At 61.7% G+C, this 24,724-nt stretch carries 18 protein-coding genes; 11 read left to right on the top strand and 7 right to left on the bottom strand.

The window, feature by feature from the left end; genetic code table 11:
- From QXZ85_RS22005 to QXZ85_RS21985, 5 genes are all read left to right on the top strand, one after another.
- Positions 1–933 carry a ribokinase gene (locus tag QXZ85_RS22005; protein WP_315745155.1) on the top strand — a complete coding sequence of 311 codons (933 nt, stop codon included), beginning with the start codon at positions 1–3 and terminating at the stop codon, positions 931–933.
- Positions 930–1,805, top strand: a complete 876-nt coding sequence (locus QXZ85_RS22000) for a sugar ABC transporter permease (protein WP_315745087.1) — start codon at positions 930–932, stop codon at positions 1,803–1,805. Before QXZ85_RS22005 ends, QXZ85_RS22000 begins: the two co-directional genes overlap by 4 nt.
- Complete coding sequence (locus QXZ85_RS21995; protein ID WP_315705844.1) at positions 1,802–2,839, top strand: carbohydrate ABC transporter permease; 1,038 nt, start codon at positions 1,802–1,804, stop codon at positions 2,837–2,839. Before QXZ85_RS22000 ends, QXZ85_RS21995 begins: the two co-directional genes overlap by 4 nt.
- 37 nt (positions 2,840–2,876) lie before the next feature.
- Positions 2,877–4,334: an extracellular solute-binding protein gene (locus QXZ85_RS21990; protein ID WP_409998211.1), complete on the top strand. Its 1,458-nt coding sequence runs from the start codon at positions 2,877–2,879 to the stop codon at positions 4,332–4,334.
- Positions 4,335–4,400: 66 nt separating this feature from the next.
- Entirely contained in the window at positions 4,401–5,495 is a 1,095-nt protein-coding gene (locus QXZ85_RS21985) for a sn-glycerol-3-phosphate ABC transporter ATP-binding protein UgpC (protein WP_315767945.1), read from the top strand.
- Between the two features lie 177 nt (positions 5,496–5,672).
- Here the strand turns inward: QXZ85_RS21985 and QXZ85_RS21980 are convergent, their stop codons facing one another.
- The 7 genes from QXZ85_RS21980 to QXZ85_RS21950 form a co-directional block, all read right to left on the bottom strand.
- Positions 5,673–6,155 (bottom strand): hypothetical protein, encoded by a 483-nt coding sequence (locus QXZ85_RS21980; RefSeq protein WP_315705846.1) that lies wholly within the window; start codon positions 6,153–6,155, stop codon positions 5,673–5,675.
- 58 nt (positions 6,156–6,213) lie between these two features.
- Positions 6,214–7,650 (bottom strand): HAMP domain-containing sensor histidine kinase, encoded by a 1,437-nt coding sequence (locus QXZ85_RS21975; RefSeq protein ID WP_315705847.1) that lies wholly within the window; start codon positions 7,648–7,650, stop codon positions 6,214–6,216.
- 8 nt (positions 7,651–7,658) lie between these two features.
- Positions 7,659–8,336 carry a response regulator transcription factor gene (locus QXZ85_RS21970; protein ID WP_315705848.1) on the bottom strand — a complete coding sequence of 226 codons (678 nt, stop codon included), beginning with the start codon at positions 8,334–8,336 and terminating at the stop codon, positions 7,659–7,661.
- 506 nt (positions 8,337–8,842) lie between these two features.
- Positions 8,843–9,175 carry a hypothetical protein gene (locus QXZ85_RS21965; protein ID WP_315705849.1) on the bottom strand — a complete coding sequence of 111 codons (333 nt, stop codon included), beginning with the start codon at positions 9,173–9,175 and terminating at the stop codon, positions 8,843–8,845.
- A gap of 162 nt (positions 9,176–9,337) precedes the next feature.
- The gene (locus tag QXZ85_RS21960; RefSeq protein WP_315745090.1) at positions 9,338–10,993 is read right to left on the bottom strand and encodes a glycosyltransferase family 39 protein; all 1,656 of its coding nucleotides are present in this window, start codon (positions 10,991–10,993) and stop codon (positions 9,338–9,340) included.
- Between the two features lie 915 nt (positions 10,994–11,908).
- Positions 11,909–12,982 carry an ATP-binding protein gene (locus tag QXZ85_RS21955; RefSeq protein ID WP_315705851.1) on the bottom strand — a complete coding sequence of 358 codons (1,074 nt, stop codon included), beginning with the start codon at positions 12,980–12,982 and terminating at the stop codon, positions 11,909–11,911.
- Positions 12,979–13,665, bottom strand: a complete 687-nt coding sequence (locus tag QXZ85_RS21950; RefSeq protein WP_315705852.1) for a response regulator — start codon at positions 13,663–13,665, stop codon at positions 12,979–12,981. The genes QXZ85_RS21955 and QXZ85_RS21950 overlap by 4 nt, the downstream gene beginning before the upstream one ends.
- A gap of 331 nt (positions 13,666–13,996) precedes the next feature.
- On the opposite strand from QXZ85_RS21950, the gene QXZ85_RS21945 reads away from it, so the two are divergent.
- The 6 genes from QXZ85_RS21945 to QXZ85_RS21920 all read left to right on the top strand — a co-directional run bounded on the left by QXZ85_RS21945 (position 13,997) and on the right by QXZ85_RS21920 (position 24,699).
- Entirely contained in the window at positions 13,997–15,205 is a 1,209-nt protein-coding gene (locus QXZ85_RS21945; protein ID WP_316174928.1) for an efflux RND transporter periplasmic adaptor subunit, read from the top strand.
- Between the two features lie 3 nt (positions 15,206–15,208).
- On the top strand, positions 15,209–18,370 hold the full coding sequence (locus tag QXZ85_RS21940) for an efflux RND transporter permease subunit (protein ID WP_316174930.1): 3,162 nt from the start codon (positions 15,209–15,211) through the stop codon (positions 18,368–18,370).
- A 74-nt stretch (positions 18,371–18,444) separates the two neighbouring features.
- Positions 18,445–19,944: an efflux transporter outer membrane subunit gene (locus QXZ85_RS21935; protein ID WP_315745096.1), complete on the top strand. Its 1,500-nt coding sequence runs from the start codon at positions 18,445–18,447 to the stop codon at positions 19,942–19,944.
- A gap of 796 nt (positions 19,945–20,740) precedes the next feature.
- Positions 20,741–21,034: a LysR family transcriptional regulator gene (locus QXZ85_RS21930; RefSeq protein WP_315727938.1), complete on the top strand. Its 294-nt coding sequence runs from the start codon at positions 20,741–20,743 to the stop codon at positions 21,032–21,034.
- Positions 21,035–21,082: 48 nt separating this feature from the next.
- Entirely contained in the window at positions 21,083–21,298 is a 216-nt protein-coding gene (locus tag QXZ85_RS21925) for a hypothetical protein (protein ID WP_315767942.1), read from the top strand.
- Positions 21,299–21,594: 296 nt separating this feature from the next.
- Complete coding sequence (locus tag QXZ85_RS21920; RefSeq protein WP_316174932.1) at positions 21,595–24,699, top strand: DEAD/DEAH box helicase; 3,105 nt, start codon at positions 21,595–21,597, stop codon at positions 24,697–24,699.
- The last annotated feature ends 25 nt before the right edge of the window (positions 24,700–24,724 follow it).

Here is a 24,724-nt window from a genome sequence, read left to right as displayed (position 1 = left end):
ATGAGCAGGCAGGGCGTGGCCATTCTCGGCGTGTTCGTGGCCGATCTGGCATTCCGCGCAGCGCGGCTGCCGGCGATTGGCGAGACGATCATCGGCTCGGGCTTCGCGGTCGGACCGGGCGGCAAGGGCTCGAACCAGGCGGTGGCGGCGGCGCGCGCGGGTGCGAGCGTCAGCTTCATTTCAAGGATCGGCCGAGACACTTTTGCCGAACTCGCGCTCAAGACCTGGGCGGCGGAGGGCATCGTGCCGCAGGTGACGCAGGTGGAGACCCCGACGGGCGCGGCTTTCATCTATGTGCACGAGACTCGTGGGGAAAACGCCATCATCATCACACCGGGCGCGGCCGGCGGCATCTGCGTCGCCGATGTCGATGCGGCGGCGGATGCGATCCGGGCGAGCAGGGTGTTCGTCACGCAGCTCGAGCAGCCGGTGGAGGCGGCGCGGCATGCGCTGGAGACTGCGCGCGGCGCCGGCAGCATCACCGTGTTCAATCCGGCACCGGCCGTCCCGTTTGACGACGCGCTCTATGAACTCTGCGATTACGTCGTGCCGAACGAAACCGAGGCCGAAGCGCTGACGGGCATCGCGGTTTCCGATCTCGCCGGCGCGCGCCGTGCAGGCGACGCCTTGCTCGCCAAGGGCGCCGGTACTGCACTGATCACGCTTGGTGAGCGCGGTGCGCTGTTTCATGGCAAAGGTCGATCGGTTCACGTGCCGTCATTCGCCGCTGGAAAGGTCGTCGAGACCACCGGCGCGGGTGATGCTTTCGTCGGCGGCTTTGCTGCAGCGCTCGCCGGCGGTGCCGATCCGCTCGACGCCGCGCGCTTCGGCGCGGCGACCGCCGGCATCTCGGTGACGCGGCCAGGCACTGCGCCGTCCATGCCGCGCCGTGCGGAGATCGAGGCGCTGCTGAAGGAGCAGCCCGCGCCATGATGCGCAACGATCCGATCAAGCACGTCTTCATCTGGCCGGCGGTGCTCGTCGTGCTCGCGATTTCGATCTTTCCTTTGATCTTTTCCCTGACCACGAGCTTCCTGAGCTACCGACTGATCCCACCGATGCCGCCGCGTGTGGTCTGGCTCGGTAACTACGGGCAGCTTCTGCAGGAGCCGCGGTTTTGGAACGCGATCCTGACCACGACGCTGATCGCCGTCGTGGCGGTTGGCCTGCAATATGTGATCGGATTTGCGGTGGCATTGGCGCTGAAAGCGCGCATCCCCGGCGAACGGCTGTTCCGGGTCGCCTTCTTGCTGCCGATGCTGCTGGCGCCAGTCGCAGTCGCGCTGGTTGCGAGGATGATGTTCAATCCGACGATGGGGCCGCTGAACCAGCTGCTCAGCCATTTCGGCCTCGTCAACCTGCCGTTCCTGACCAATGGTCGCTGGGCACTTGGCTGCATCATCGCGGTGGAGGTCTGGCAGTGGACGCCATTTGTGATCTTGATGTTGCTCGCCGGCTTGCAGACCTTGCCGGAGGACGTCTACGAGGCGGCCGAGCTCGAGAATGCCAGCAACTGGCAGCAGTTCTGGGGCATCACCTTTCCAATGATGCTGCCGATATCGGCCGCGGTCGTCTTCATCCGCCTGATCGAGAGCTACAAGATCATGGACACGGTGTTCGTGATGACGGGTGGCGGTCCGGGCGTCGATACCGAGACTCTCACCTTGTTCGCCTATCAAGAGGGATTCAAGAAGTTCAATCTCGGCTACACCTCGGCATTGAGCTTCTTGTTCCTGATCGCGATCACCATCATCGGCGTAACCTATCTGGCGCTGCTGCGGCCGCATCTGGAGAAACGCCGATGAGCGCGAGCAGCCTCCGAGGACTGTCGCCATGGTCGCGGCGCCTGATCGCGCTCGGTTGTTTCGCCTGGTGCCTGATCACGGTGTTTCCGCTCTACTGGGTTGTTGTCACCGCGTTCAAGACGCCGCCCGGCGTCGTGGGCGGGCCAACCTATATTCCCTTTGTCGATTTCACCCCGACATTGCAGCCCTTCATCGATCTGTATCAGGGCATCCGCGGCGAGTTCTTTCGCACCTTCCTGAATTCGACCATGGTCGGCTTCTCGGCGGCGCTGATTGCGACGGCGATCGGCGCGATGGCGGCCTATGCGCTCGTACGCTTCGAATTCAAGGTGCGGCTCGGCGCTGGACTCGTGTTCTTCGGTCTCGCGCTCGGCGGATATCTCGCCTTCAATACCTATCTCGGGCTGACGCGGCCGCAGGCACTGTTGTTGGCGTTTCCGCTGGCGCTCATATCGGCGATCATCGCCAACCGGCTGCCTTTGCCGGGGCCGATCCTGGGCAATGAGGACATCCTGTTCTGGTTCGTCAGCCAGCGCATGTTTCCGCCGATCGTGGTCGCGTTCGCGCTCTATCTGCTCTACAGCGAGATCGGCCGGTTCGGCTTTCAGCTCATCGACAGCTTCATCGGCCTGACCCTGTGCTACGTGGCTTTCTCGCTGCCGATCGTCGTCTGGCTGATGCGCGACTTCTTCGAGGCACTGCCGATCGAGGTCGAAGAGGCGGCGATGGTCGATAACGTGCCGAGCTGGCGCATCTTCCTCGGCATTGTGGTGCCAATGTCGATGAACGGGCTGATCGCGACGTTCATGATCACGCTCGCCTTCGTCTGGAATGAATTTCTGTTCGCGCTGTTTCTGACGAATTCGCGCTGGCAGACACTGCCGATCCTGGTCGCGGGGCAGAATAGCCAGCGCGGCGACGAATGGTGGGCGATTTCCGCGGCTGCGCTGGTCGCCATCGTTCCGATGATGGTGATGGCAGCTCTGCTGAGCCGGATGATGCGGTCGGGCATGCTGCTCGGCGCAATCAAGTAACGACCAAAAAGGAAGCCTATAGGAGGGAGAAGACACCATGCTGAGAAGAACTGTCCTGATGCTGGCGACATCGCTCGCCACGGCCTGCACCTTCGGTCCGGCGCTGGCCTGCAGCCCCGATTACACGGGCGTGACGCTGACCGTCGCGACGCAGACCGGTCCCTACATTGCGTCGGCGCTCAAGCTCGGTGCCGATGAATGGGCCAAGAAGACCTGCGGCAAAGTCAACGTCGTCGAATTTCCCTGGTCGGAGCTCTATCCCAAGATCGCGACGTCGCTCACGTCGGGCGATGCCACCTTCGACATGGTGAGCTTCGCTCCCGCCTGGCTGCCGGACTTCGTGCCGTATCTTTCCGAGATGCCGAAGGAGATGCGGTCCGGCAAGGATTGGGATGACATCGAGCCGGCCTATCGTGAGCGCCTGATGGTGTGGGACGGCAAGATCTATTCGCAGTCGATGGACGGCGACGTCCACACCTATACTTATCGCAAGGATCTGTTCGACGATCCCAAGGAGAAGGAAGGCTTCAAGACCAAGTACGGCTACGATCTTGCGCCGCCGAAGACCTGGAAGCAATATCTCGACATCGCCGAGTACTTCCAACGGCCTGATAAAGGGCTGTGGGGCACGGCAGAAGCATTCCGCCGAGGTGGCCAGCAGTTCTGGTTCTTCTTCAGCCACGCTGCGGCCTACACCAACAATCCGAACTATCCCGGCGCGATGTTCTTCGATCCGGAGACGATGGATGCGCAGATCAACAATCCCGGTTGGGTAAAGGGGCTGGAGGAATATATTCGCGCCTCCAAGCTCGGGCCGCCGAACGCGCTGAACTTCTCGTTCGGCGAGGTCAACGCGGCGGTGGCCGGCGGCCAGGTCGCGGAATCGATCGGCTGGGGCGACACCGGCGTCATCGCCGCCGATCCGAAGCAGTCGAAGATCTCAGGCAAGGTCGGCTCGGCGGTGCTGCCTGGCTCCGATGAGATCTGGAACGCCAAGACCAAGAAGTGGGATAAATTCCCCGAGGTGCTGCCCGCTCCGTTCATGGCGTTCGGCGGCTGGCAGATCGCGGTGCCGAAGTCGGGCAAGAACCAGCAGGCGGCCTGGGACTTCGTCAAGACGCTGACCAGCCCTGAGGTTTCGGGGCAAGCCGCGATCACCGGCGGCACCGGTGTCAATCCGTACCGCAAGTCGCATACGGCGAACATCGCGCTATGGAGCAAGATCTTCACGCCCGAGGAGGCCAAGGAATATCTCGGTGCCCAGGCGGATTCGATCAACGGCAAGAACGTCGCGCTCGACATGCGTCTGCCCGGCTATTTCTCCTACACCGAGGTAGTGGAGATCGAGCTCGGCAAGGCGCTGGCCGGCCAGACCACGCCGCAGGCCGCGCTTGATGCGATGGCCAAGGAATGGAACAGGCTGACTGACGAGTTCGGCCGCGAGAAGCAACTCGCTGGCTATCGCGCTGCGATGGGCCTGCCGCCGAAGAAGTGATGTGAGGATGACAGGTCCCGGACGGTGCGAACCGTCCGGGATCGCATGAGAGACAGAAAGCGAATCATGGCCGACGTTCTGATCGACAGCGTCTCCAAAGCCTATGGGTCCTACCGGATCATCGAAGGGCTCGACCTCCACGTCGCTGACAACGAGTTTGTGGTGCTGGTGGGGCCCTCCGGCTGCGGCAAGACAACGACCTTGCGGATGATCGCAGGGCTGGAGACGGTGACGTCAGGCACGATCCGGATCGGGCAGCGCGATGTCACGGATCTGCGGCCGGGACTACGCAACTGCGCGATGGTGTTCCAGAATTATGCGCTCTATCCACACATGAGCGTCGCCGAGAACATTGGTTACGGCATGAAGGTGCGCGGGGAGCCGCGGCCGCAGATCGACGAGGCGGTCAAGGAGGTCGCACGTGTGCTCGATCTCGATCCTTATCTCGATCGCCGTCCCAAGCAGCTCTCCGGCGGCCAGCGCCAGCGCGTGGCGATTGGCCGCGCGATCGTGCGCAGCCCGGACGTGTTCCTGTTTGACGAGCCGCTGTCCAACCTCGACGCCAAGCTCAGGATCGAGATGCGCACCGAGATCAAGGCGCTGCATCGCCGGCTCGCAAAGACCGTCGTCTACGTCACGCACGACCAGGTCGAGGCCATGACGATGGCCGACCGCGTCGTGGTGATGAACAAGGGGCGCATCGAACAGGCGGCCGACCCGATCTCCCTTTATGAGCGGCCATGCAACCTGTTTGTCGCCGGTTTCATCGGCGCGCCCAGCATGAACTTCATCGAAGGCGAGGTGATCGCGCGCGACGGTGCACTTGTGTTCGCCGAAGCGTCAGGCGTGGCGCTCGCTCTGCCGAAATGCAGAGAAGCGGTCTACGGCAGACATGTCGGAAAGCCGGTGGTACTCGGCGTGCGGCCCGACCATATCGCCCGACATGGCACTGCGGCAGGCGCGGTGGCCAGCATGATTGTGAAAGATGTCGAGCCACTCGGCCCGCACACGCTGGTCATCGGTTCGGTCGGCCACTCCCCCTTCACGGCGCAGATGCCGGTCGGCGTGGCGGCCGAACCCGACAACCGCTTCGACGTGCCGCTCGATCTGGAAAAGGCGCACCTGTTCGACAAGGCCACCGGGAGGGTGATTGCGGTGTGAGATACGCGGTCTGCCAGAAGGCTGCGGCCGAAGCACACGCCGTGAGGGCGGGCCACTGGAGGCGGTTTGCGTGCCTCGTGACTGCCCGATTGCTCGTCGCCGGCCGAGCAAGAGTGAGCAGAGGCGCGTCGCTTTCGCAGATCAGTACTGAGATCTTCGTAATCGACGCCGCGTTGCCTATTGCACCACGAAACGGGAGTGATACGGCAGGTTGGCTGCGCCTACGGCCTTGGGCGCAACAAAGTTCGCGCCGTAGAGGAAATCCACCTCGGGTACCTCCTCATGAAGCTGGGAGCACAGGGTCTCTCCGAGTTTCGGTGGCGCATAGCTCGAAACGACAACGGAGTTGAAGCTGACCAAGCTCAGGAGGGAACGAACCGAATCGACGAGTTGGCGGCAACACAGACGACGCCATTCGGTGTAGTATTCCGCGGCAGCTCTCGGCAGGGCTTCCGATCCGACATCGTTCAGCGTAAGCCCATGCCGCTTCAGCTCCTCGCGCAGGCGCAGCAGCCCGACGTCATGGCTCAAGCCAAACCTGCCCCTGTGGATTTGATAGTTCAGGACGAGCCGGCTGTGCAGGTGCGGGCCAAGATAGAAGAAGAGAAAATCGGATAGCGAACGTGCTACTCCGAGCGGGGCGAGACGCTCGATATGCATATCATGATATGCAATACGCCTGCCTGTCGCCCTCGTACACTTCAATCAGTCGAAGCCCTCATGCCGCCGATACGGAGTCGCTTGTCTGCGCATCGGTCGACGTCTGATCGATCATTCTCGGTTTGGCTGGAGCCGAAGTTGGTGGTCGGCGGTCTGTAATCGGAAAATTCAATTCAATCGTGGTGCCGCCACCGGGTGTCTCGCAGATTGCGACAGTGCCATTATGCGTGGCCATGACCTGGGAAACGATGGAGAGACCTAGGCCCATCCCCTCAGCTCGGGTGTCTCCACGCCGGAACGGCTCAAGCAGAAGGTCAGGTTGGCTGGCCTTCATACCAGGTCCTGTGTCGACCACACTCAGTTGTCCCGAGGCCCTGACGTTGACATGAATGGGACTGCTGGTCGCTGCGTGAAGCACCGCGTTTCGGATCAGGTTCGAAAGCGCAACAGAGATCGCCGCTTCCGAGCCGAGGACCCAGACGGCGCAACCGGGGTCGGTGAACGCGATCTCACGCCCGCTTCTCAAGGCCATGGGCACATGATCGGCTGCAACTCTGCGCGCGAGTGCCACAAGGTCGATCTCTGTACGTTCGGCAGGCTCTATCGAAATGCGGGCCAGCTGAAGGAGCATCGTGACGATCGATGAGAGTTTCTGGTTTTCGGCAATGAGCCTGGTACGGAGCTCGGGATCGTCGACCTGCTCAAGCGTCGTGCGCGCGTTGGTGAGCGGAGTTCGCAGCTCATGGGCCGCATTGGACAAGAACGCCCGTTGCGCGTTCGATGCGCGATCAATTCGCGACAATGCCCGATTGAATGCCGCGATCAGCGGTAGCAGTTCCGCGGGAGCGTCCTGTTCCGGCAATCTGCGACCGTCAGGAACACCGTCGATCATCTCGGCCGCAGTTGCGACCGCGCGGACCGGACGTGCAATCAGCGTTGGTACAAAGACCAGGGCCGTAAACGCCGTCGCGACGAGGACGATGAGGATCGGGAGCGCGACAAACGTCGCATCGGTGAGCGTTCCGATCATGAGCTGTGTTGCAGTGTAGGCGACGCCTCCTGTCTCGATCCAGACTTCGCCGGCGGGCGTATCTCGAACGGCCACCATTTTCCTGATGTTTCGGGTCTGGCCGTCAACCGCGTAAGCAAGGAAACTTGTTCCCGGCTGTGGCATAAGTGGTTTCTGTGGGCGCCACTTTGGAATTGCGCCAAAACTGACCTCCCCACTCTTGTCAGACACAACGTACCAGAACGTTGGGAAGTCGCGAACGATCTTGTCGAGTCGCTTGGTCTGTTTGACCTCGAGCTGTCCCTGCTCGTTGCGCGCGACAGCCTCTTTCAGAGCGTCGGCCACGTCGGCGGCCCCCCACGTGCCGTCGTCATCGCCGCCAAGTCGAAGAAGCAGGGCGGCTGCGCACAACAGCATGATGGTGGTCACGACTCCGATAAGAGTCGCGGACAAGACCGTGATCGAGCGACGAAGGCGTCTAAGCATTTGACACTTCAGAATTGTTGTTCAGCCAACAGATACCCGAGGCCGCGGACCGGTCGAATTACAACCTTGCAATTTGCCTCGCGAAGGCGACGGCGCAGTCGAGAGACATGCGACTCGATCGCGTTCGACTGGATTTCGTCCTCAAAACCATAGGCCGCGAGCTCGAGCGTTTCGCGCAACACGACGCGACCGGTCCGTCGAACCATGGCCTCCAGGATCGCCAATTCACGTCGCGGAACAACGATGGGAGTCTGGTCGATGCAGACCACGCGGTTGACGATGTCGTAGCTCAGATTTCCGATGCTCACCACGGCACCCTTGTCAAGGAAGAGACGTCGCAGCACGGCCTTTGCCCTTGCCAGCAGTTCAACCGGTTCGAACGGCTTGGGTACATAGTCATCGGCCCCGTCGTTCAGCGCACGAGCAATATCGAGGGGATCGTCGAGCGAGGTCAGGACGATCGTTGCGGGGCTCGGCTTCTGCAACCTTAGGTCAGGTAGCAACGCCAGTCCGTCGCCATCCGGAAGTCCTCTATCGATCACGACGAGCTCGAAATTGCGGACTGCGACCGCGGCTCTGCCCTCGTCGAGCGTCGTCACCATATCGGAGGAGCCAAAGGCGGTCGCGAGCGCATCCCGCAGCCAAGGCCCCAATTGGGGATCATCCTCCACGACCAGAACTCGCACCATTCTCTCCTAGGGTTCTCTAGGTCATAACTCTCTCCAATCATTACCGTTAGATTGCAATAGGATTACGAGCCCAGCTCGAATTGGGCTGTTTGAGAAACAATTGATTATGCGTGTTTTTTTGTGTCTTTGCGTCAGGTCGCGAGCACTTTGGGCCGGGACCCAAGGGCGTCCCTGCTATCTCGCCAACTCGGGCGGCGGCGACACCTGCCTGGTGTTGTAGAACGATGTCATATCTCGTTGAGGTGGTGGATGGGGCTGTTAGTTTTGGTTCCCTCTAAGATCACCCACGGTCACGCAAGGCGAAAGAACGAGAACCGGTTCGCGCCGCGTAGTGACGTACTGCCGACTGGGGTGGGGGCGGATACTTCGTCCAGGATTGGAACCGCAGCACGCGCGCCGCGCGCCGAGCGGACGCCGGGAATCAGGCGCGCAAGCGAAGAGGGCGTCGTCTTCCGTTGAAGACCACGCCCTCAGCGTTCACCTGCCAGAGTCCGCCTCAGGGTTCACCAATCAGATGAGGCGTCATAGTAGCCGTCACGATAGCCTGAGGAATAGTCGTAATCCGGGTAGTCGTACCCAGAATAGGCCGGCACCTCATAGTATCGGTGAACGTGAACACGTCGCCGATACGACGGAACATAGGCGTGTTGATCCTCATAGACATAGACTGGCGCGCGATGGGAGTTCGCAATGGCAGATCCGGCCAAGGCGCCAACGGCCAGTCCGCCGATCACGCCGGCCGCAATGGCGCCGCCGTCACCGGCTTGCGCCCCCGACGGCGAAAACGATGCAACAGCGATCAGCGCCGCCGCCGCGATCACAACTGGCTTATTCATGGGATGCTCCTTCCGGATTCGTCGATGCGATGCCCTGCCATTTGCCTACCGAACATTGCCGGAGAATTACGCCTGCGATCTCCCGAGATCATCAAGCTTTGGACGCGAGATGTTGTCGGGCGACCGGAGCGTGTCCGGCAAAGCGTGCCCGCGTTGCTGCGGCTAGGGCAGAATCGGCTGCGTCTCATCGGAAGACGCGGGGGTCTCGTCGGTTGGCATCCCATTTTGGGCTCGGAGAGCCTCGGGCGCGCAAGGACGTCGCACCGCCATCAAGGCAACGATATTTCGCTTCAGCCCAGGCAAGCCGAGCAGATCAGATTGGACGGTGAACACGCGCCTGACGAACGCGACGTTCTCCGCCTGGAGCGCCGTCCGGTGCATCCAAGCGAGACAATCGATCTGGTCCTGGAAGCAGAGGGCAGCCCAGCCGCGTTCCATAGCCACCTTGTTTGGCAATTTCCATCCGTACGGATAGGCGAAAGCCCGTGCATACTGCGGATGATCAGGACTATAAAAGGCGACAGCAAAACCAAGGCTTTCATTTCCGTCGACGACTGCAAGCGGGACTCCGGTCAGCTCGCGCCAGAGCCGGGTAAGTTCGTTCGCCGCCTCGGGGTAGAAGGTACGCCCCTCCTGATAGCCGTAGCTGTTGCGGTAAAGCGCATGGATCGGAGCTGCGATCACCACGGCTACGGCAGCGATGCAGGCCACAAGGACCGTTGTGTTTACAGTATAGAACCGCTCGATGCGATAGCGCGTGCTGCACACTGCGACAACGACGAACAGAAATAGCCCTTGCAGGGCCCACAGGGAGGGCAGGTCGGTGCCGACCACGACCGCCGTGACGATTGGCAGAGCAATCGAACCAAGGGCGATGTAGAGAAGCAGTCGAAGACCGGCGTTCAGTGCCGCAAAATCGTGACCAAGGCGCCTGAGGCGATAACCAGCAATCATTGCCCAGGTTATCGCAGGGACGCTCATCGCCGCCGCAAGGCCGGCCAGGAAAGAGGCGACCTCTCGAAGCGATGTCGCTAGATCGGTGTGAGCGTGCGCCAGCGCATAGGAGAATGGTGGAGCTCCCTTCTTTATGAGCCAGAAGATATGCGGTGAGAGCGCGATCAGTCCCGTCGCCACGGAGATCCACGGCGCGGCCGTCGTAAAATATGCGCGCCGCGAGGGGTGGGCAATGGCGGCCAGAACAAAACTGGCTACCAAAAAGATGGAGTAGTATTTCCCCAACATCGCCAGGGCGGCGGTCACTCCTGCAGCGATGGCCCAGAGCGCAGTCCTCGTTTCAAAAGCGCGCAGAAAGCAGTAGGTTGCTAGTGGCCACGGCACCAGCAGGACAGCATTGGCATTGAAGCGTTGGGCGTGGAACTGATAGGCGGGAGTCAACATCAGCAAGAGCAACACGATCAGTCGCTTGTGACCGGTCACGAATTGTCTCGAAATGAGATCGACGAGCCAGAGCGCAAGAGCGGCGTTCGACATTGCCATCAATTGCAGCGACCAGTTGGTCGAAGGAAATATCGAGCTCCACGCGCCTGTGACCCAGCCCATCAATGGCGGATGTTTGACAGAGCCCCATGAGAAGTGCCGGCCTAGCGTCCATGTCTCAAGTACGTCGGGATGTAGGCCGGAGCCGACATAGGCAATCGACAAGGCGAGCGTCCAGACAACGACAAAGCAAAGGAGCAGGAGGGGCACCGCCCAACCTGCTTCGACTCCCTCGATCCATCGTATGAAGGGACGTCGCCATGGCGCGGGGCAACGATCCGATTGTCTGGCCATTACGGAAAACGCAAAGTCTACCGGCATATGATCCGCTGAGGACGCAAGAGGGGCAGGACGGAGATGCTGGAGCGCCGGAATTGGATCGGCGCCGAGACATTCCGAATGGGCTGGCTGGTCCTGAGGCTCGCTGGGCGCGATGGTGAAGCGGTCGCATTTGATCCTCGCGGACCGCGATCGTGCGTCGGCTTCGCTATGCGCCTTTCACAGGCGTTCCGTCAGGCATTCGGTGACAAGAGCTTTGCTCAGTCGCTTACCAAAGAATTACGCCGCGCTCTTCGTTGTGCGATTATGATGGCCGTGAGCGATTTTGATGCCCTACGCCGACGTTTGGCGTTGCAACTCAATGTAGGGTGAGAGGAGCGCAATTGCGTATCAGACGTGCTTCGTGGAGTGCATGAATCGAAATCCATCACACTAAGAGGAGCGGGCCGATAACGCGGCGGCCGTAATGTTTCGGTAATGCAGGTAGGCGAGTTCGGTTTAGGAAACGGACTGGAGGTGCGAATGAGAAAGTTTGCGCTCATTGAGCGGGCATTATAGGGGACCGTGCCTGCGAGCCCGTTTGGTCCCGCTGAGTTTGTGGTGCGCACCGCCGACGGCAAATCGAACGAAAAATCAAGAGCATTCACTTTCAGCAATAGCTGGCGTTCCTAGGTGCTGGAACACGAGGTTCGATGTCAGGCGGCACTGCAATCCCACGTGGTGCAACGCCCGATGAGCAGGCCGTCCGGGACGCGTCTCCAGCCCCCGTGACACCCGGACGGCCTGCGGCCGGGGATGCGTCCATGCGATTCGCTGACCTCGATGATCCGAATCTTGAGTGGCGTCGTGTAGTCGCAGCGGTTGCCACGTCGTCGGCCCGGATCGCGGCGCCAACCGCGTAGCATCGTGTCGCGCCTCGTGGCCCCGTCACCAGCGCCAACGACTGCGATATCGGTGCTAAATCTGCGACGCGGTATCGAAAGGAAGAATGATCTCGAAAATCGAACCGCCGACAACGGATGGTCTGTACTGGGCTCGCCCGTGGTGAGCTTCGGCGATCGCGCGGACGACTGAGAGACCAAGCCCGGAACCACCGAATCGTCGTGACCGGGAATGCTCCGCCCGTGCAAATGGATCGAAGGCGCGCCCTGCGAATGCCAGGCTCAAGCCTGGTCCCTGATCCTCGACGGCCAGGGTGACAACAGCTTCTTCGGTGCACAGCGAGATTTTGAGCAGCCCCGGGTCAGCGTAGCGGCGCGCGTTTTCCAGAAGGGCGAGCAGCGCTTGGCGAAGTCTGGTGCCGTCACAACACAGCGTCAGGGGGGGAGCAATCATTTCGATCGAGAAGCCTGTTTCGGCGAGAGCAGGGCGCATTGCATCGACCGCCTGCGCAACTTCCGCGGTCAAATCCGTCCGTTCGAAGTGCATTTCCAGCCTGTGGCTATCCGAAAGCGTTACGATCCGCAGATCATCGACCAGCCGTGACAGGCCTTCGACCTGGGACAACAGGTTGCGGAGCAATTCGTCGCTGGGTTCGAACACGCCTTCGGTCAGTCCCTGCAACGTGCCGCGTAGGATGGTCAGTGGTGTCCGCAGCTCGTGCGCTGCCGCGGCATTCCATGACAGCATTGCGTCTGCCACGTCTTGTAGCCTTTGGGCCATGGCATTGAAATCGTCCACCAGCTGGGTGGTCTCGCCCAGGGAACGGTCGCCGGCGGAAGCGCGCGCCGTAAGATCGCCATCGGCGATCTTACGGGCGCTTTCGGCCAATGAATTGAGGGGGGTGAGGATTCGGTGGGCCAGCCGAAGCGCGACGTGAATGGCGATCGCAAGGCCGAGAAGCAGAAAGACGGCGATCAACATGACATCCGGTGCCTCCGGAAGAAGGGGAGGCGGGCCGGGCGGCTGCGGAAACCAGGTCAGATAAATTCCATAGAAGAGGAACGAGCCGACGAAGACCATCAGGATCGCGATGACCGCGACGGCGCTCATCGAGAGTGTGATCTGCCGACCGAGACGATGTCGTCTCATATCGCTGCCAACCGGTAGCCGATCCCGCGGACAACCGCCAGCATTCCTGCTGCTCCGGCCTCATCAAGCTTGCGGCGAAGGTTGCTGACATGGCTGTCCACGGTTCTTTCGAGCGCATCACCGCCCGGAAGGCAGGCATCCACGAGTTCGCCGCGGCTAAAGGCCCGCGTCGGCGATTTTGCCATATGAACGAGAAGCCGGAATTCGGTCAGGGTCAGCTGCAACGGCACTGTGGCATCGTCGGCGCGCACGCGCGCGAGATGGCTTTCCAGGTCGACTTCGAGCTTGCCAATCCGAAAGACGGCACTGTTTCCTGAGGGCCTCGATCTTCGGAGGACGGCCTTGGCGCGGGCCACAACCTCAGCAGGGTTGAAGGGCTTAACCACATAGTCATCGGCCCCTAGACGCAGCCCCTGCAGACGGTCGATGTCCTGATCGAGGGCGGTGATCACGATGACAGGCGTGTCGCCGCGCCGCCGCAGCTCGGTCAACACCTCCCAGCCGTCGACCTTCGGCATCTTGAGGTCCAGAAGAACCAGATCGGGCTTGAGGATGACGTGCTGATCGAGCGCAGCCTTGCCATCCGTAGCACCTACGGTCCGGAATCCTTCCCGCACCAGATATGCGTCCAGAATCTTGGCGATTTCCGGCTCATCTTCCGCAACCAGAATAAGTTCGTTCATGTCTGGTAGCCCGGCTGATCTGCAAGCGTACTCTTCATCCGATCAACAGAACTCCTATCGTCGCACCGGTTCAGGAACCGCCTGCCTGACCCTCTAACGTTGCGACCGACTTCGCCCTCGATCAGGTGAGTGCTGATCCAAACCCGATTTCTCGATTTGGCATATATCCTGCTACGAGCGCGCTTGCGACGCGACGATCTGTCGCCTCCATCAGACCTCCATCAAATCTCCACGATCGCCCAATGCACGCCGGATAGGTGGCGCGTGCACTCCGCATCGCGTCTCGGCAACGGCTGGGACCGATCGCTGTGCGCTCGGAATGTGGAAGCTCATGGGTTATCGTTCAAAGATCGTAAACATCGCTGCCGTCGCGGCGAGCGTTGCGCTGGCCGGCTGCAAGCCGGTATCAAACGATGCGGTCCCTGCTGCTGGAATGACCACTCCAGAGGTCGGCATCGTCACCCTACACCCGCAGGCTGTCGCGATCACCGCAGAACTTCCCGGTCGCATCGTTGCTTCATTGACGGCCGAGGTTCGTCCCCAGGTCGCCGGCATCATCCAGAAGCGGCTGTTCACGGAAGGGGACGAAGTCGCCGCGGGCGCGCCGCTCTACCAGATTGATCCGGCCCCCTATCAGGCGGCGCATGACAGCGCCGTGGCCGCGTTGCAGAAGGCGGAAGCGGCCTTGCCGAGCGCGCAGGCGAAGGTCGAACGATACCAGGGCCTGGTCAAGCACGACGCCGTCAGCAAGCAGGATCTCGATGATGCCGGTGCCGCGCTGGCCCAGGCCAGGGCAGAGGTGGCGACTGCCAAGGCCAACGTCGAGACCGCGAGGATCAATCTCGATTACACGACCATCAAGGCGCCGATCAGTGGGCGAACCGACAAGTCTTCGTTGACGCCAGGTGCATTGGTCACCGCCGGTCAGGCGACGGTGCTCACGACAATTCGCAAGCTTGACCCGATCTATGTCGACGCCACCCAGTCGAGCACGAACCTGCTCAACCTACGTCAAGCGATCGACACCGGGCGGGTCAAGGTTACCGGCACCAATATCGCCGTGAAATTGAAGCTCGAGAATGGAGCGTTCTATCCGTTGACGGGCAGACTCGAATTCTCGGAGGCCAACGTCAGCACAACGACGGGCACGTTCACCGCCAGGGCCGTCTTTCCCAACCCCCAGCGGTTGCTACTGCCGGGCATGTATGTCCGCGCGAGCGTTGAGGAGGGCGTGGCGCAGAACAGCTTCCTCGTGCCGCAGCGCGCCGTTGCCCGAAATGCCAGGGGCGAGGCGACGGCCATGTTCATCGACAAGAGCGGCAAGGTCGAGGAGCGCGTACTGTCGGTCGCGCGCAGCGTCGGCAACAACTGGCTGGTTGGCGCCGGCGCCCGCGACGGCGACCGGGTGATCGTCGAGGGCACCCAGTTCGTGCGCATTGGGCAACAGGCCGCCGGCACCGAAGTCGTGATCGACGAGACGACGGGCGAGGTACGCGAGCGCGGGATGAGCTCACCGCGCGATCAGGACATCAAGGGCTGACAGATGATCTCCGCCTTCTTCATCAACAGGCCGATCTTCGCCTGGGTGATCGCCATCGGGATCATGCTCGGCGGCCTCCTGGCGCTGAACACGCTATCGGTTTCGCAATATCCGGAGATCGCACCTCCATCGATCCAGATCAGCGCGAGCTATCCCGGCGCCGATGCGCAGACGGTCGAGAATTCGGTGACGAAGATCATCGAGCAGGGCATGACCGGCCTCGACAACCTCGACTACATGACGGCGTCGTCGACCTCGACCGGGCAGGCCGAGATCACGCTCACCTTCACCAACAGGGCCAATCCCGACGTCGCGCAGATGCAGGTGCAGAACAAGCTGCAACTCGTCACCGCCTTGCTGCCGGCCATGGTCCAGACCACAGGTCTCACCGTCACCAAGTCCTCCAGCGGCTTTCTGATGGTCATAGGCTTCGTCTCGACAGATGGCCGGATGAGCGAGACCGATCTGTCCGACTACGTCAAAAGCTCGCTCAATGACGCGCTCAAACGCGTCGAAGGCGTCGGCAATACGCAGCTTTTCGGCGGCGGCTATGCGATGCGGATCTGGCTCGATCCGGACAAGCTCGTCAAATATGCGTTGATTCCGGCCGATGTCGCGGCCGCGATCCAGGCCCAGAACACCCAAGTGTCGGCCGGCCAGCTTGGCGGTTTGCCGGCCCGCAAGGGGCAGCAGCTCAATGCGACCGTGACCGCCCAAAGCCGCCTGCAGACGCCGGCGCAGTTCCGCAACATCATTCTCAAGAGCACGGCCGATGGTTCGCTCGTTCGTCTCAATGATGTCGCAACCGTCGAACTCGGCGCCGAAGACTATACGAGCTCATCGACCTATAACCGCCTGCCGGCGACCGGGCTTGCCATCAATCTCGCAACCGGCGCCAATGCCATCCGCACAGCCGTTGCGGTCAAGGACCTCATCGATCGGCTCGCGCCGACCTTCCCGCAAGGTTTGAAGGTCGTCTACCCCTATGACACCACCCCTTTCGTCCGGATCTCGATCGAGGAGGTGACCCGCACCCTGGTCGAGGCGATTGCGCTGGTCTTCCTCGTGATGTTGGCATTCCTGCAGAACGTCCGCGCCACGCTCATCCCGATGCTGGCGGTGCCGGTCGTGCTCCTCGGGACATTCGGCGTCCTGGCGCTTGCCGGTTATTCGATCAACACATTGAGCATGTTTGCCATGGTGCTCGCCATCGGCCTCCTGGTCGATGACGCCATCGTGGTGGTCGAGAATGTCGAACGCGTCATGCACGAGGAGGGCTTGTCGGCGCGCGATGCGACCGCAAGGTCCATGACGGAAATCACCGGCGCGCTGGTCGGCATCACCACCGTGCTGTCGGCCGTGTTCGTGCCGATGGCGTTCTTCGGCGGCTCGGTCGGTGTCATCTACCGCCAGTTCTCCGTGACCATTGTGTCGGCCATGGTGCTGTCGGTGCTTGTTGCGCTGATCCTGACGCCGGCGCTGTGCGCGACCATTCTGCGTCCGCCGAAACCGCACGATGGGAAGAGGAGGGTATTCGGCTGGTTCAACCAAGCGCTCGAACGAAGCGCGGATGCTTACTACGGCCGCACGGGCGCGATCCTGCGGCGGCCATGGCCTGGGCTTATTGCGTTCGCTTTGATCGTCGTCGGCGCGGTCCTTATGTTCGTCCGCTTACCCAGTTCGTTCCTCCCGGAGGAGGACCAGGGCCTTCTCATGGTGGTGACGCAATTGCCGGTCGGTGCCACGGCTGACCGGACCGAGCGCGTGCTCGATGAGGTCACCCGGTATTTTCTCGATCGCGAGACGAAGGCCGTCGATGGCATCATGACCGTGACGGGTTTCGCCTTCTCGGGCCAGGGCCAGAATGTCGGCATGGCTTTCGTGCGGTTGAGGGATTTCGCTGAACGCAAGACTCCTGATCTTTTTGCCGGTGCTGTGATGGGCAGGGCAATGGCGGTTTTCGGCGGTATCAGGGACGCTCGGGTTGTTGCCTTGGCGCCGCCCGCGATCGAGGGGCTGGGCACGAGCAACGGGTTCGACTTCTACCTCAAGGACATCGCCGGCGCCGGCCACGACAAGCTCATGGCCATGCGCGATCGATTGCTCGGCGCTGCCGCGCGGAGCAGGCTCCTGCGCGGCACCCGTCCAAATGGCCAGGACGACACGCCGCAGTTTTCGGTCGGTATCGATCAGGACAAAGCGAGCGCGCTCGGCGTCAATCTTGCCGATATCAACACGACGCTCTCGATGGCTTGGGGCAGCAGCTATGTGAACGATTTCATCGATCGCGGTCGCGTCAAGAGAGTTTACCTGCAGTCGGCACCGGGTTTCAGGATGCAGCCCGAGGACCTCGATCGCTGGCATGTTCGCAATGCCTCCGGCACGATGGCGCCGTTCTCTGCCTTTGCGTCAGGCCGCTGGACCTTCGGTTCGCCACGCCTGGAACGCTACAACGGATCGCCGGCCGTCGAGATCCAGGGCGACGCGGCGTCCGGCGTCAGCTCCGGCGATGCGATGGCCGAGATCAACCGTCTCGTCGCCGCGTTGCCCGCAGGCGTCGCCCATGAATGGACCGCGCTCTCGCGGCAAGAGCAGCTGTCCGGCAACCAGGCGATATCGCTCTATTCGGTCTCTATCCTGGTCGTCTTCTTGTGTCTTGCAGCGCTCTACGAGAGCTGGTCGATCCCCTTCGCCGTCATGCTCTCCGTTCCGGTCGGCGTCCTGGGTGCGCTGGTCGCGGCACTTCTACTCGGCCAGAGCAACGACGTCTACTTCAAGGTCGGCCTGCTGACGACGATCGGCCTTGCCGCAAAGAATGCCATCCTGATCGTCGAGTTCGCGATCGCTCGCCAAGACGCAGGACTGGAATTGATCGACGCTACATTGCTCGCCGCCAAACAACGCTTGCGTCCAATTCTGATGACCTCCTTCGCCTTCATCCTCGGGGTTGCGCCTTTGGCCGTCGCGAGCGGCGCCGGCTCGGGCGCCCAGAACTCGATCGGTGTCGGCGTGATGGGCGGCATGATCGCCGCAACCGTGCTCGGTATATTCTTTGTACCGTTGCTGTTCGTCTCCGTGCGGCGCGTCTTCAAGGGCGGTTCCCGGACGGATGCATCGATGGACGGCCCCAGGGCGAGCGCGACAGATGCGCAGCGCTGGGGATAGCAATGAGAACGCAAGGAGCGACAGCACAGGCGCCTGGCGCCTCTTCGAAGCGCATCTGCTCGCTGTCTAGCGGGATGTCCTTGTTGGCCGTGGGCGCAATGATGCTGGGCGGATGCGCGGTCGGTCCGGATTATCAGGCGCCGCTGCTCGCATTGCCATCGCATTGGAGCAGGGCAGAAGCCGCAAGTCCATCCCGGCCGCCTGACCTGGCGCATTGGTGGACCCGGTTTCGCGATCCGCTGCTGGATCAACTCGTCGAGGAGGCGGTTGGCGGCAATCTCGATGTCGCCGCCGCTAGGGCGAGAATCCGCGAGGCGCGGGCCAGCTATCGGCAAGCCGTCGGCGCGCTATTTCCGACGCTCAGGAACACAGAGTCGGCAATGCGTTCCAAAGGCCCTGGCTTTTCATCGCAGGGGGTGTCGGGCTTGCAGCCAATGGGCAACACACCTTCACCATCCCGACCTGGGTTCGACGGACCCTACACGCAGTTTCAGGCTGGTTTCGATGCGAGTTGGGAGCTCGATTTGTTCGGCGCGAACCGGCGGGCGGTCGAGGCGGCGGCCTATGGCGCGGAAGCGTCCGAAAACAATCTTCGCAGCGTCCTCCTGACGCTCGTCGGCGACATTGCTTCCAACTATGTTCAACTGCGCGGATATCAGGCGCGCATCACGCTGGCCCGTCGTACTGCAGTTTCTCAGGACGTGACGATCCAAATTACGCGCAATCGCCTGGCCGCCGGCTCCGGCTCTGCCGCCGACGTCGCAAATGCAACAGGACAGGCCGCAACCACGCGCGCAGCGATTCCGACGCTGGAGATGTCTTACGCCGAAGCGGTGCATCGGTTGTCGGTATTGATCGGGCGGCCACCGGCAGCCTTGGATGGCCGTCTGGCCAAACCGGCGTCGATCCCAATGCCGAAATTGCCGATCACGGCCGGCATTCCGGCCGATATCTTGCTCACGCGTCCGGATGTGCGTCTCGCCGAACGTCAGTATGCGCAATCCACCGCCAGGATCGGGCAGGCCGAGGCTGCGCGCTATCCCAGTGTCAATCTCACCGGAAGCATTGGGACCTCGGGGACGCAACTGGGTGATCTCGGCAGGAATTCGTCGATCAGTTGGTCGTTCGGTCCGAGCTTGAGCGTGCCGGTCTTCAACGGTGGCAAGCTGCGGGCAGCGGTTGAGATCGCGCAAGCCCAGCGAGACCAGTCCTTCATCGCCTATCAGTCGTCGGTCCTTGTCGCCCTCAGGGACGTCGAAGACGCGCTCCTCTCACTTGGTAAGGAGCGGTCGCGGAGCCGTATGCTCGCCGCTTCCGCAATGGCCTATCGGCAGGCGGCAAGCCTGTCTCAATCCCTCTACAGGGCGGGATCCTCGAGTTTCCTCGATGTGCTGACTGCCGAGCGCTCGCTCTACAGCGCCGAAGACACGCTCCTTCAAAGCCAGGTCCTCATCGCCGCCAACTATATTGCGCTCAATAAGGCGCTCGGTGGTGGCTGGGATGGCCAGATCGATGTCGCAAAACCAGAGGTGGCCGACACCAACACGGGGCCGCACGCGCTGGAAACGGACTAGTACCCAAACCTAAGCCGAACGGTGATGCCGCTTTGACCCGTGCGTTCTGCGGATCGGTCTGGCGCAGCACGCAATTTTATCTCGGACCGGAGTTTCATGTCTCAGCGCAACCGAACCGGTCATCCTTGCCGCAATATAAGGGGCCAGGGCGGCGTGTTGCGTCAGCCGCCCGTGTGCGGGGCGGCAGCCTGGCCGCTCGAGACGAGGAGCCCCCAGGTTGCGCGAATAAGCACCGTTCGGCTGCGGTTGTAATCTGCCGGTAATCTTGATCGAACAATTCGGAGACGGCTTTTGGGAGATAAGGCAACAGTGGCGCTTCGATCGAGGCTTGATCATCAAGGCCTATTTCGTGAGGATGTGCGGTCCCCGCTCACACTCAACGATGCTCTGTCGCTGGTCTTCACGATATTGTTCGTTTTGATATGCCTTGCCCTGTTAACGCGGCCTGTGCAAAGACAGCTCATTAGGGTCGCGCCCGATGCGAGCGAGCACGCCAAAGTCCATCAGCGCATGTCGCAGAGGTCTGTGACAGAATGGTACAGCTGAAAGCGGCACTCGACAGCGCTGCGCGCCAATATTGAACCGGTAGAAATCCGGATCCATCTCATAAAGAGGCGGTTCTCATCGGAGCTGCAGATCTCTGGCGAGCTTCGGTTCTTAAGATTGGCGGCACGATTATTCCGGATCGGAATAGGATAACGGAATCCGGCAGGGGCACGGGAAGCTCGCTGCGATTGAAAAAGCGCTATAGTGAACAGTCGTAAGGATACGATCGAAGACGGCCAAAATCGATCTTTTGACGCTGCAATTGTTCGTGGCGATCGTCGAGGAGCAGAGTATCGCGAAAGCGGCGGAAAAGAAGAATATCGCCGCGTCCGCAGTGAGCCGCCGCATCTCGGATATCGAGCACCTATTTAAGGTTGAATTGTTGCGTCGCCATTCGAAAGAGATCGCGCCGACACCTGCCGGCTTTGCCTTGCTTGAGCACGCCCGCGTCATCCTGGGAAACCTGAGTAAGGCTCGAGACCGAATTGACGGGATATCGGCAGGGCAAGCGTGGGTTGATCCGGATCTGCCAACAAGTCTGTGATCCTCGAAGCCCGCGGACGAGCTCAGCCTCTTCCTTGAGCGGCCCCCGTTGGTCCGCATCGACCTCGAGGAGGATCTCAGCCCCGCGATCGTGCGCGCGCTGGTGGAGAACCGGGCCGATATTCACATTTTCGGGGCCAACATCGACGGCCAGGATATGGAGTTGCCGCCCAATCGCTGCGATCTTCATCGTTGCTTTCGTTCGATCTGCCTTGCGCACCGCTTTCCGGGGAATGCCGGTGGTGCGGCTGATGCTGATCGGTGACACCTTCGAGCTCGAGGTCTGCCCGGTGATCAGGCTGCCGAAGTTCGGTCCCCTTTAACGACCGAATCCGCTAAAGCTCGGGCAGATTCGCTGGGGCTCCCTGGCGTTTGCCCATCACGCACGAGATCTCGTTGTCCTCTGTTCTTCGTACCCCTCGCAGCTCGGCGCGGCGAAAGACCGCTTCACCAAAGCACTCCACGGCACCAAAGAAGGTCGCTCCTCGGAAGAAGGCGACACGTGCGCCCAAGAAGGCGGCGCCACCCCGGATTGGCGTTTCCTCCTCATCTCCGCTCGGCATGTTGGCGCTGCATGTCGTGACGCAGTGGCGTATGTCGGGGCGCCGCGGTCTCGTGTTTCTCGCCGAGAACGAGCGCCGCGCCGAGCGGTTGGGTTCCATCATCCAGGTCGTCGAGCCCACTTGTGACGTGCTCGTCTATCCGCGCTTGAACACGCTGCCATTCGATCAGCTGGAGCCGTCACGTGATATCGCGGGCAGGCGGAGCTCTGTGTTGAGACGTCTTGCGGGCGCAAAGAAGCCGATCCTGCTGATCACTACGGCGGAAGCAATAATGGAACGCTTGCCGTTGCCGGCGAACTGGTCTCGGCTCGGCTTGCCACTTCGCATCGGGGGCGTCTATTCCGAAGACGATCTCGAAGCCCGCTTGCGTGCTCTCGGATACGATCTGGACGACAGTCCGGATTATCCCGGTGGCGTTCTGTTTCACGGCAATACGTTCGAGATCTTTCCAGCCGGTGCGCTCGGCCCCTTCAGAATTGAGCATTCCGGAGGCAGGATACGGCGGATCGCAGCCTTCAACCCGATGGATCAGGAGGTGATTTCCGAACCCAAGGAGCTCCTGATCGATCCAATGTCCGAGCGCCTGGCGTTCAAGAAGCGAGCTGGGAAAAAATCTAACCTTGTCGAGTACTGCGCGCGCGCCAAGTGGATCGCTGACACCGCCGTGCCCAGGAACGCCGCCACCTGGCTGAGCACGATCGAGGATGCGGCCGCCCGCGGCGAGCGTGATCGTGCGTATCTGAGCCGACGCGAATGGGAGCAGGCGGCGAAGAGGATCGCCCTGTTGCCCCCGACCGCCCCGTATCGGGCGACGCCGGAGTTCTACAAGGAACCCTCTCCGCGGAAGGCGTTACGAGCGTTTATCGAGGAGGCCCAGCGTGGCGACGCACGTCTGCTGTTCGTTGCCGCGGTGGAAGCGGATTTGCGTCTCATGGCCCGGATGAGCGCGATCAAGGCCGAATGCGTCCCTGATTGGGCGCAGGCGACCGCGAAGGGCAGGCGAGAGGCCGCGATGCTGGCTGGCTTCGATGCCGGTTTTGTCGTTCCCGGACGAAAGCCGCTCGTGGTCATCACTGCTGCCGACGTGCTCGGCAGCAGGGCGCATCAACCGCAACCGGCGAACTGGGCATGGACGCCGGGCTTCGATGCGGTGGACCTGCCTGAGCTCGGATCTGTGGTCGTCCATCTGCAACGTGGGCTGGCACGCCTTGGCGGTTTGCGGTCGATGGGCACAGGAGATCTCACCGCACGCGAGATGGTCAGGTTGGTGTTTGCCGGAAACGACGCTGTTTTGGTGCCTCTTGCGGAATTGGCCTTGATCTGGCCGTACGCCGGTGAGCTTGGAGACATCTCGTTGGACAGGGCCGACGGCAGCTCATGGCGGCCGCGGCGAACTGCTGCCGAGACCGAGATTCACGTGGTCGCCAACGAGCTCGCCAAGCAGATGAGGCAGCGCAGGCGGCGCCCAGCACCGAAGCTCGTGCCGCGCCCAGCCAGTTATGAGCAGTTCGTCGCGCGGTTTCCGTATTTCACCACCCCCGATCAGGCCAAGGCCATCCGCGACGTTCTGGATGACCTTGGGTCGGGGCATCCGATGGACCGTATCGTCTGCGGCGACGTCGGCTTTGGCAAGACCGAAGTGGCGTTGCGCGCGGCGGCGGCAGCTGTGCTCGCCGGAAAGCAGGTTGCCGTCGTCGTGCCGACGACGGTGCTGGCACGACAGCACGTCGAAACATTCCGCAAGCGCTTTGCGCCGCTCGGCATCGAAGTCGGAAACCTGTCGCGGGTCGCGTCGGCTGCCGAGGCGCGGCAGGTGAGAGAGGGACTGAAGAGCGGAGAGCTCAAGGTCGTCGTCGGAACGCTCTCGCTCGCATCGAAGGACGTGAGGTTTGCCGATCTTGGTCTGATCATCCTCGATGAGGAGCAGCATTTCGGGGCGGCCGAAAAAGCCACGCTGTCGGGCCTCAATAAGAACGGTCACCGGCTTTGGATGAGCGCGACGCCGATCCCCCGCACACTTGCGGCCGGTTTGACCGGCCTTCGGGATCTCAGCGTGATCGCAACCCCGCCGGCCCATCGTGTTCCGGTCGTCACCAAGGTGGCGCCGCTCTCGGACATAGCGATCGCCGCCGCTCTGGTCCGCGAGCATAGACGCAATGGTCAGAGTTTCGTCATTTGTCCCCGGATTCAGGATCTGGATCCCATGCTCGCCAGCATCCACTCGCTGGCGCCTGAACTACGTATCATCACGATTCACGGCAAGCTGCCCGCAGATGAGATCGACGAGAGGTTGATGGACTTCGTCGAAGGCAAGGCCGATGTCTTGCTTGCGACCAACATCGTGGAAAGCGGGCTCGACATCCCGCGTGCAAATACCATCGTGGTGTGCTGGCCGGAACGATTTGGCTTGGCACAACTGCATCAGCTCAGGGGGCGGGTGGGGCGCGGCGGTATCCGGGCGTTTGCGTATTTTCTGACGGAGGGTGGCTCCGATCGCTCGGAGAAGCGGCTGGCCGTTCTCGAGGAGCTGAATCGTCCGGGCGCAGGTTTTGCGATCAGCGCGCGCGATCTCGACCTCCGCGGCGGCGGCGACATGCTCTCGGATCGGCAGTCCGGCCACATGCAGGTGTTCGGCCCGACCCTCTACGGCCATCTTCTGACCCTAGCCCTGGACGGAGATCGCGACGGAATGGGCGCGCTCTGGGTTCCGGAGCTGAATTTGCCTATCGCTGAGCTGCTTCCCTCAGTCTATGTGCAGTCGGAGGCGGTCAGGCTCGAGATCTATGCTCGAGCCGCTCGGTGCCGAAGTTATGACGAGCTGGAGGAGCTCGAGGATGAAACGCTGCGCCGGTTCGGCAAGTTGCCGCCTGCGGCCACCAATTTCTTCGCTGTTGCCAGGCTCAGGGTAAGCTGCAGGGAGCGGGGCATCATGCGCCTTGATGTCGGACCGGAGGCGATTGCCGCAACGATGCTCGGGGGAAGGCTCCGGAAGTCATATTCACGGTTGCTGCAGCGCGACGGCAATCGGGTCATCTATGTCGGACGGAGCAGCGAGGACGCGTTGCGAAGGGTCGAACAGTTCTTGGATCTGCTGGACGAATGACGGATCACGCGTAGCTTCGCTGACG

This window comes from Bradyrhizobium sp. SZCCHNGR1005, from assembly GCF_032489995.1.
Taxonomy (GTDB): Bacteria; Pseudomonadota; Alphaproteobacteria; order Rhizobiales; family Xanthobacteraceae; genus Bradyrhizobium.
The sequence above is the reverse complement of the archived record's forward strand: the minus strand, read 5'-3'. Positions and strand labels throughout refer to the sequence as shown.

Coding starts and splice junctions, on each gene's coding strand:
- QXZ85_RS21990 (WP_409998211.1), top strand. CDS start 2,877: ATGCTGAGAAGAACTGTCCTGATGCTGGCGACATCGCTCGCCACGGCC.
- QXZ85_RS21935 (WP_315745096.1), top strand. CDS start 18,445: ATGTCCTTGTTGGCCGTGGGCGCAATGATGCTGGGCGGATGCGCGGTC.
- QXZ85_RS21955 (WP_315705851.1), bottom strand. CDS start 12,982: ATGAGACGACATCGTCTCGGTCGGCAGATCACACTCTCGATGAGCGCC.
- QXZ85_RS21920 (WP_316174932.1), top strand. CDS start 21,595: ATGTTGGCGCTGCATGTCGTGACGCAGTGGCGTATGTCGGGGCGCCGC.
- QXZ85_RS22005 (WP_315745155.1), top strand. CDS start 1: ATGAGCAGGCAGGGCGTGGCCATTCTCGGCGTGTTCGTGGCCGATCTG.
- QXZ85_RS21980 (WP_315705846.1), bottom strand. CDS start 6,155: ATGCATATCGAGCGTCTCGCCCCGCTCGGAGTAGCACGTTCGCTATCC.
- QXZ85_RS22000 (WP_315745087.1), top strand. CDS start 930: ATGATGCGCAACGATCCGATCAAGCACGTCTTCATCTGGCCGGCGGTG.
- QXZ85_RS21975 (WP_315705847.1), bottom strand. CDS start 7,650: ATGCTTAGACGCCTTCGTCGCTCGATCACGGTCTTGTCCGCGACTCTT.
- QXZ85_RS21965 (WP_315705849.1), bottom strand. CDS start 9,175: ATGAATAAGCCAGTTGTGATCGCGGCGGCGGCGCTGATCGCTGTTGCA.
- QXZ85_RS21940 (WP_316174930.1), top strand. CDS start 15,209: ATGATCTCCGCCTTCTTCATCAACAGGCCGATCTTCGCCTGGGTGATC.
- QXZ85_RS21950 (WP_315705852.1), bottom strand. CDS start 13,665: ATGAACGAACTTATTCTGGTTGCGGAAGATGAGCCGGAAATCGCCAAG.
- QXZ85_RS21945 (WP_316174928.1), top strand. CDS start 13,997: ATGGGTTATCGTTCAAAGATCGTAAACATCGCTGCCGTCGCGGCGAGC.
- QXZ85_RS21995 (WP_315705844.1), top strand. CDS start 1,802: ATGAGCGCGAGCAGCCTCCGAGGACTGTCGCCATGGTCGCGGCGCCTG.
- QXZ85_RS21985 (WP_315767945.1), top strand. CDS start 4,401: ATGGCCGACGTTCTGATCGACAGCGTCTCCAAAGCCTATGGGTCCTAC.
- QXZ85_RS21960 (WP_315745090.1), bottom strand. CDS start 10,993: ATGCCGGTAGACTTTGCGTTTTCCGTAATGGCCAGACAATCGGATCGT.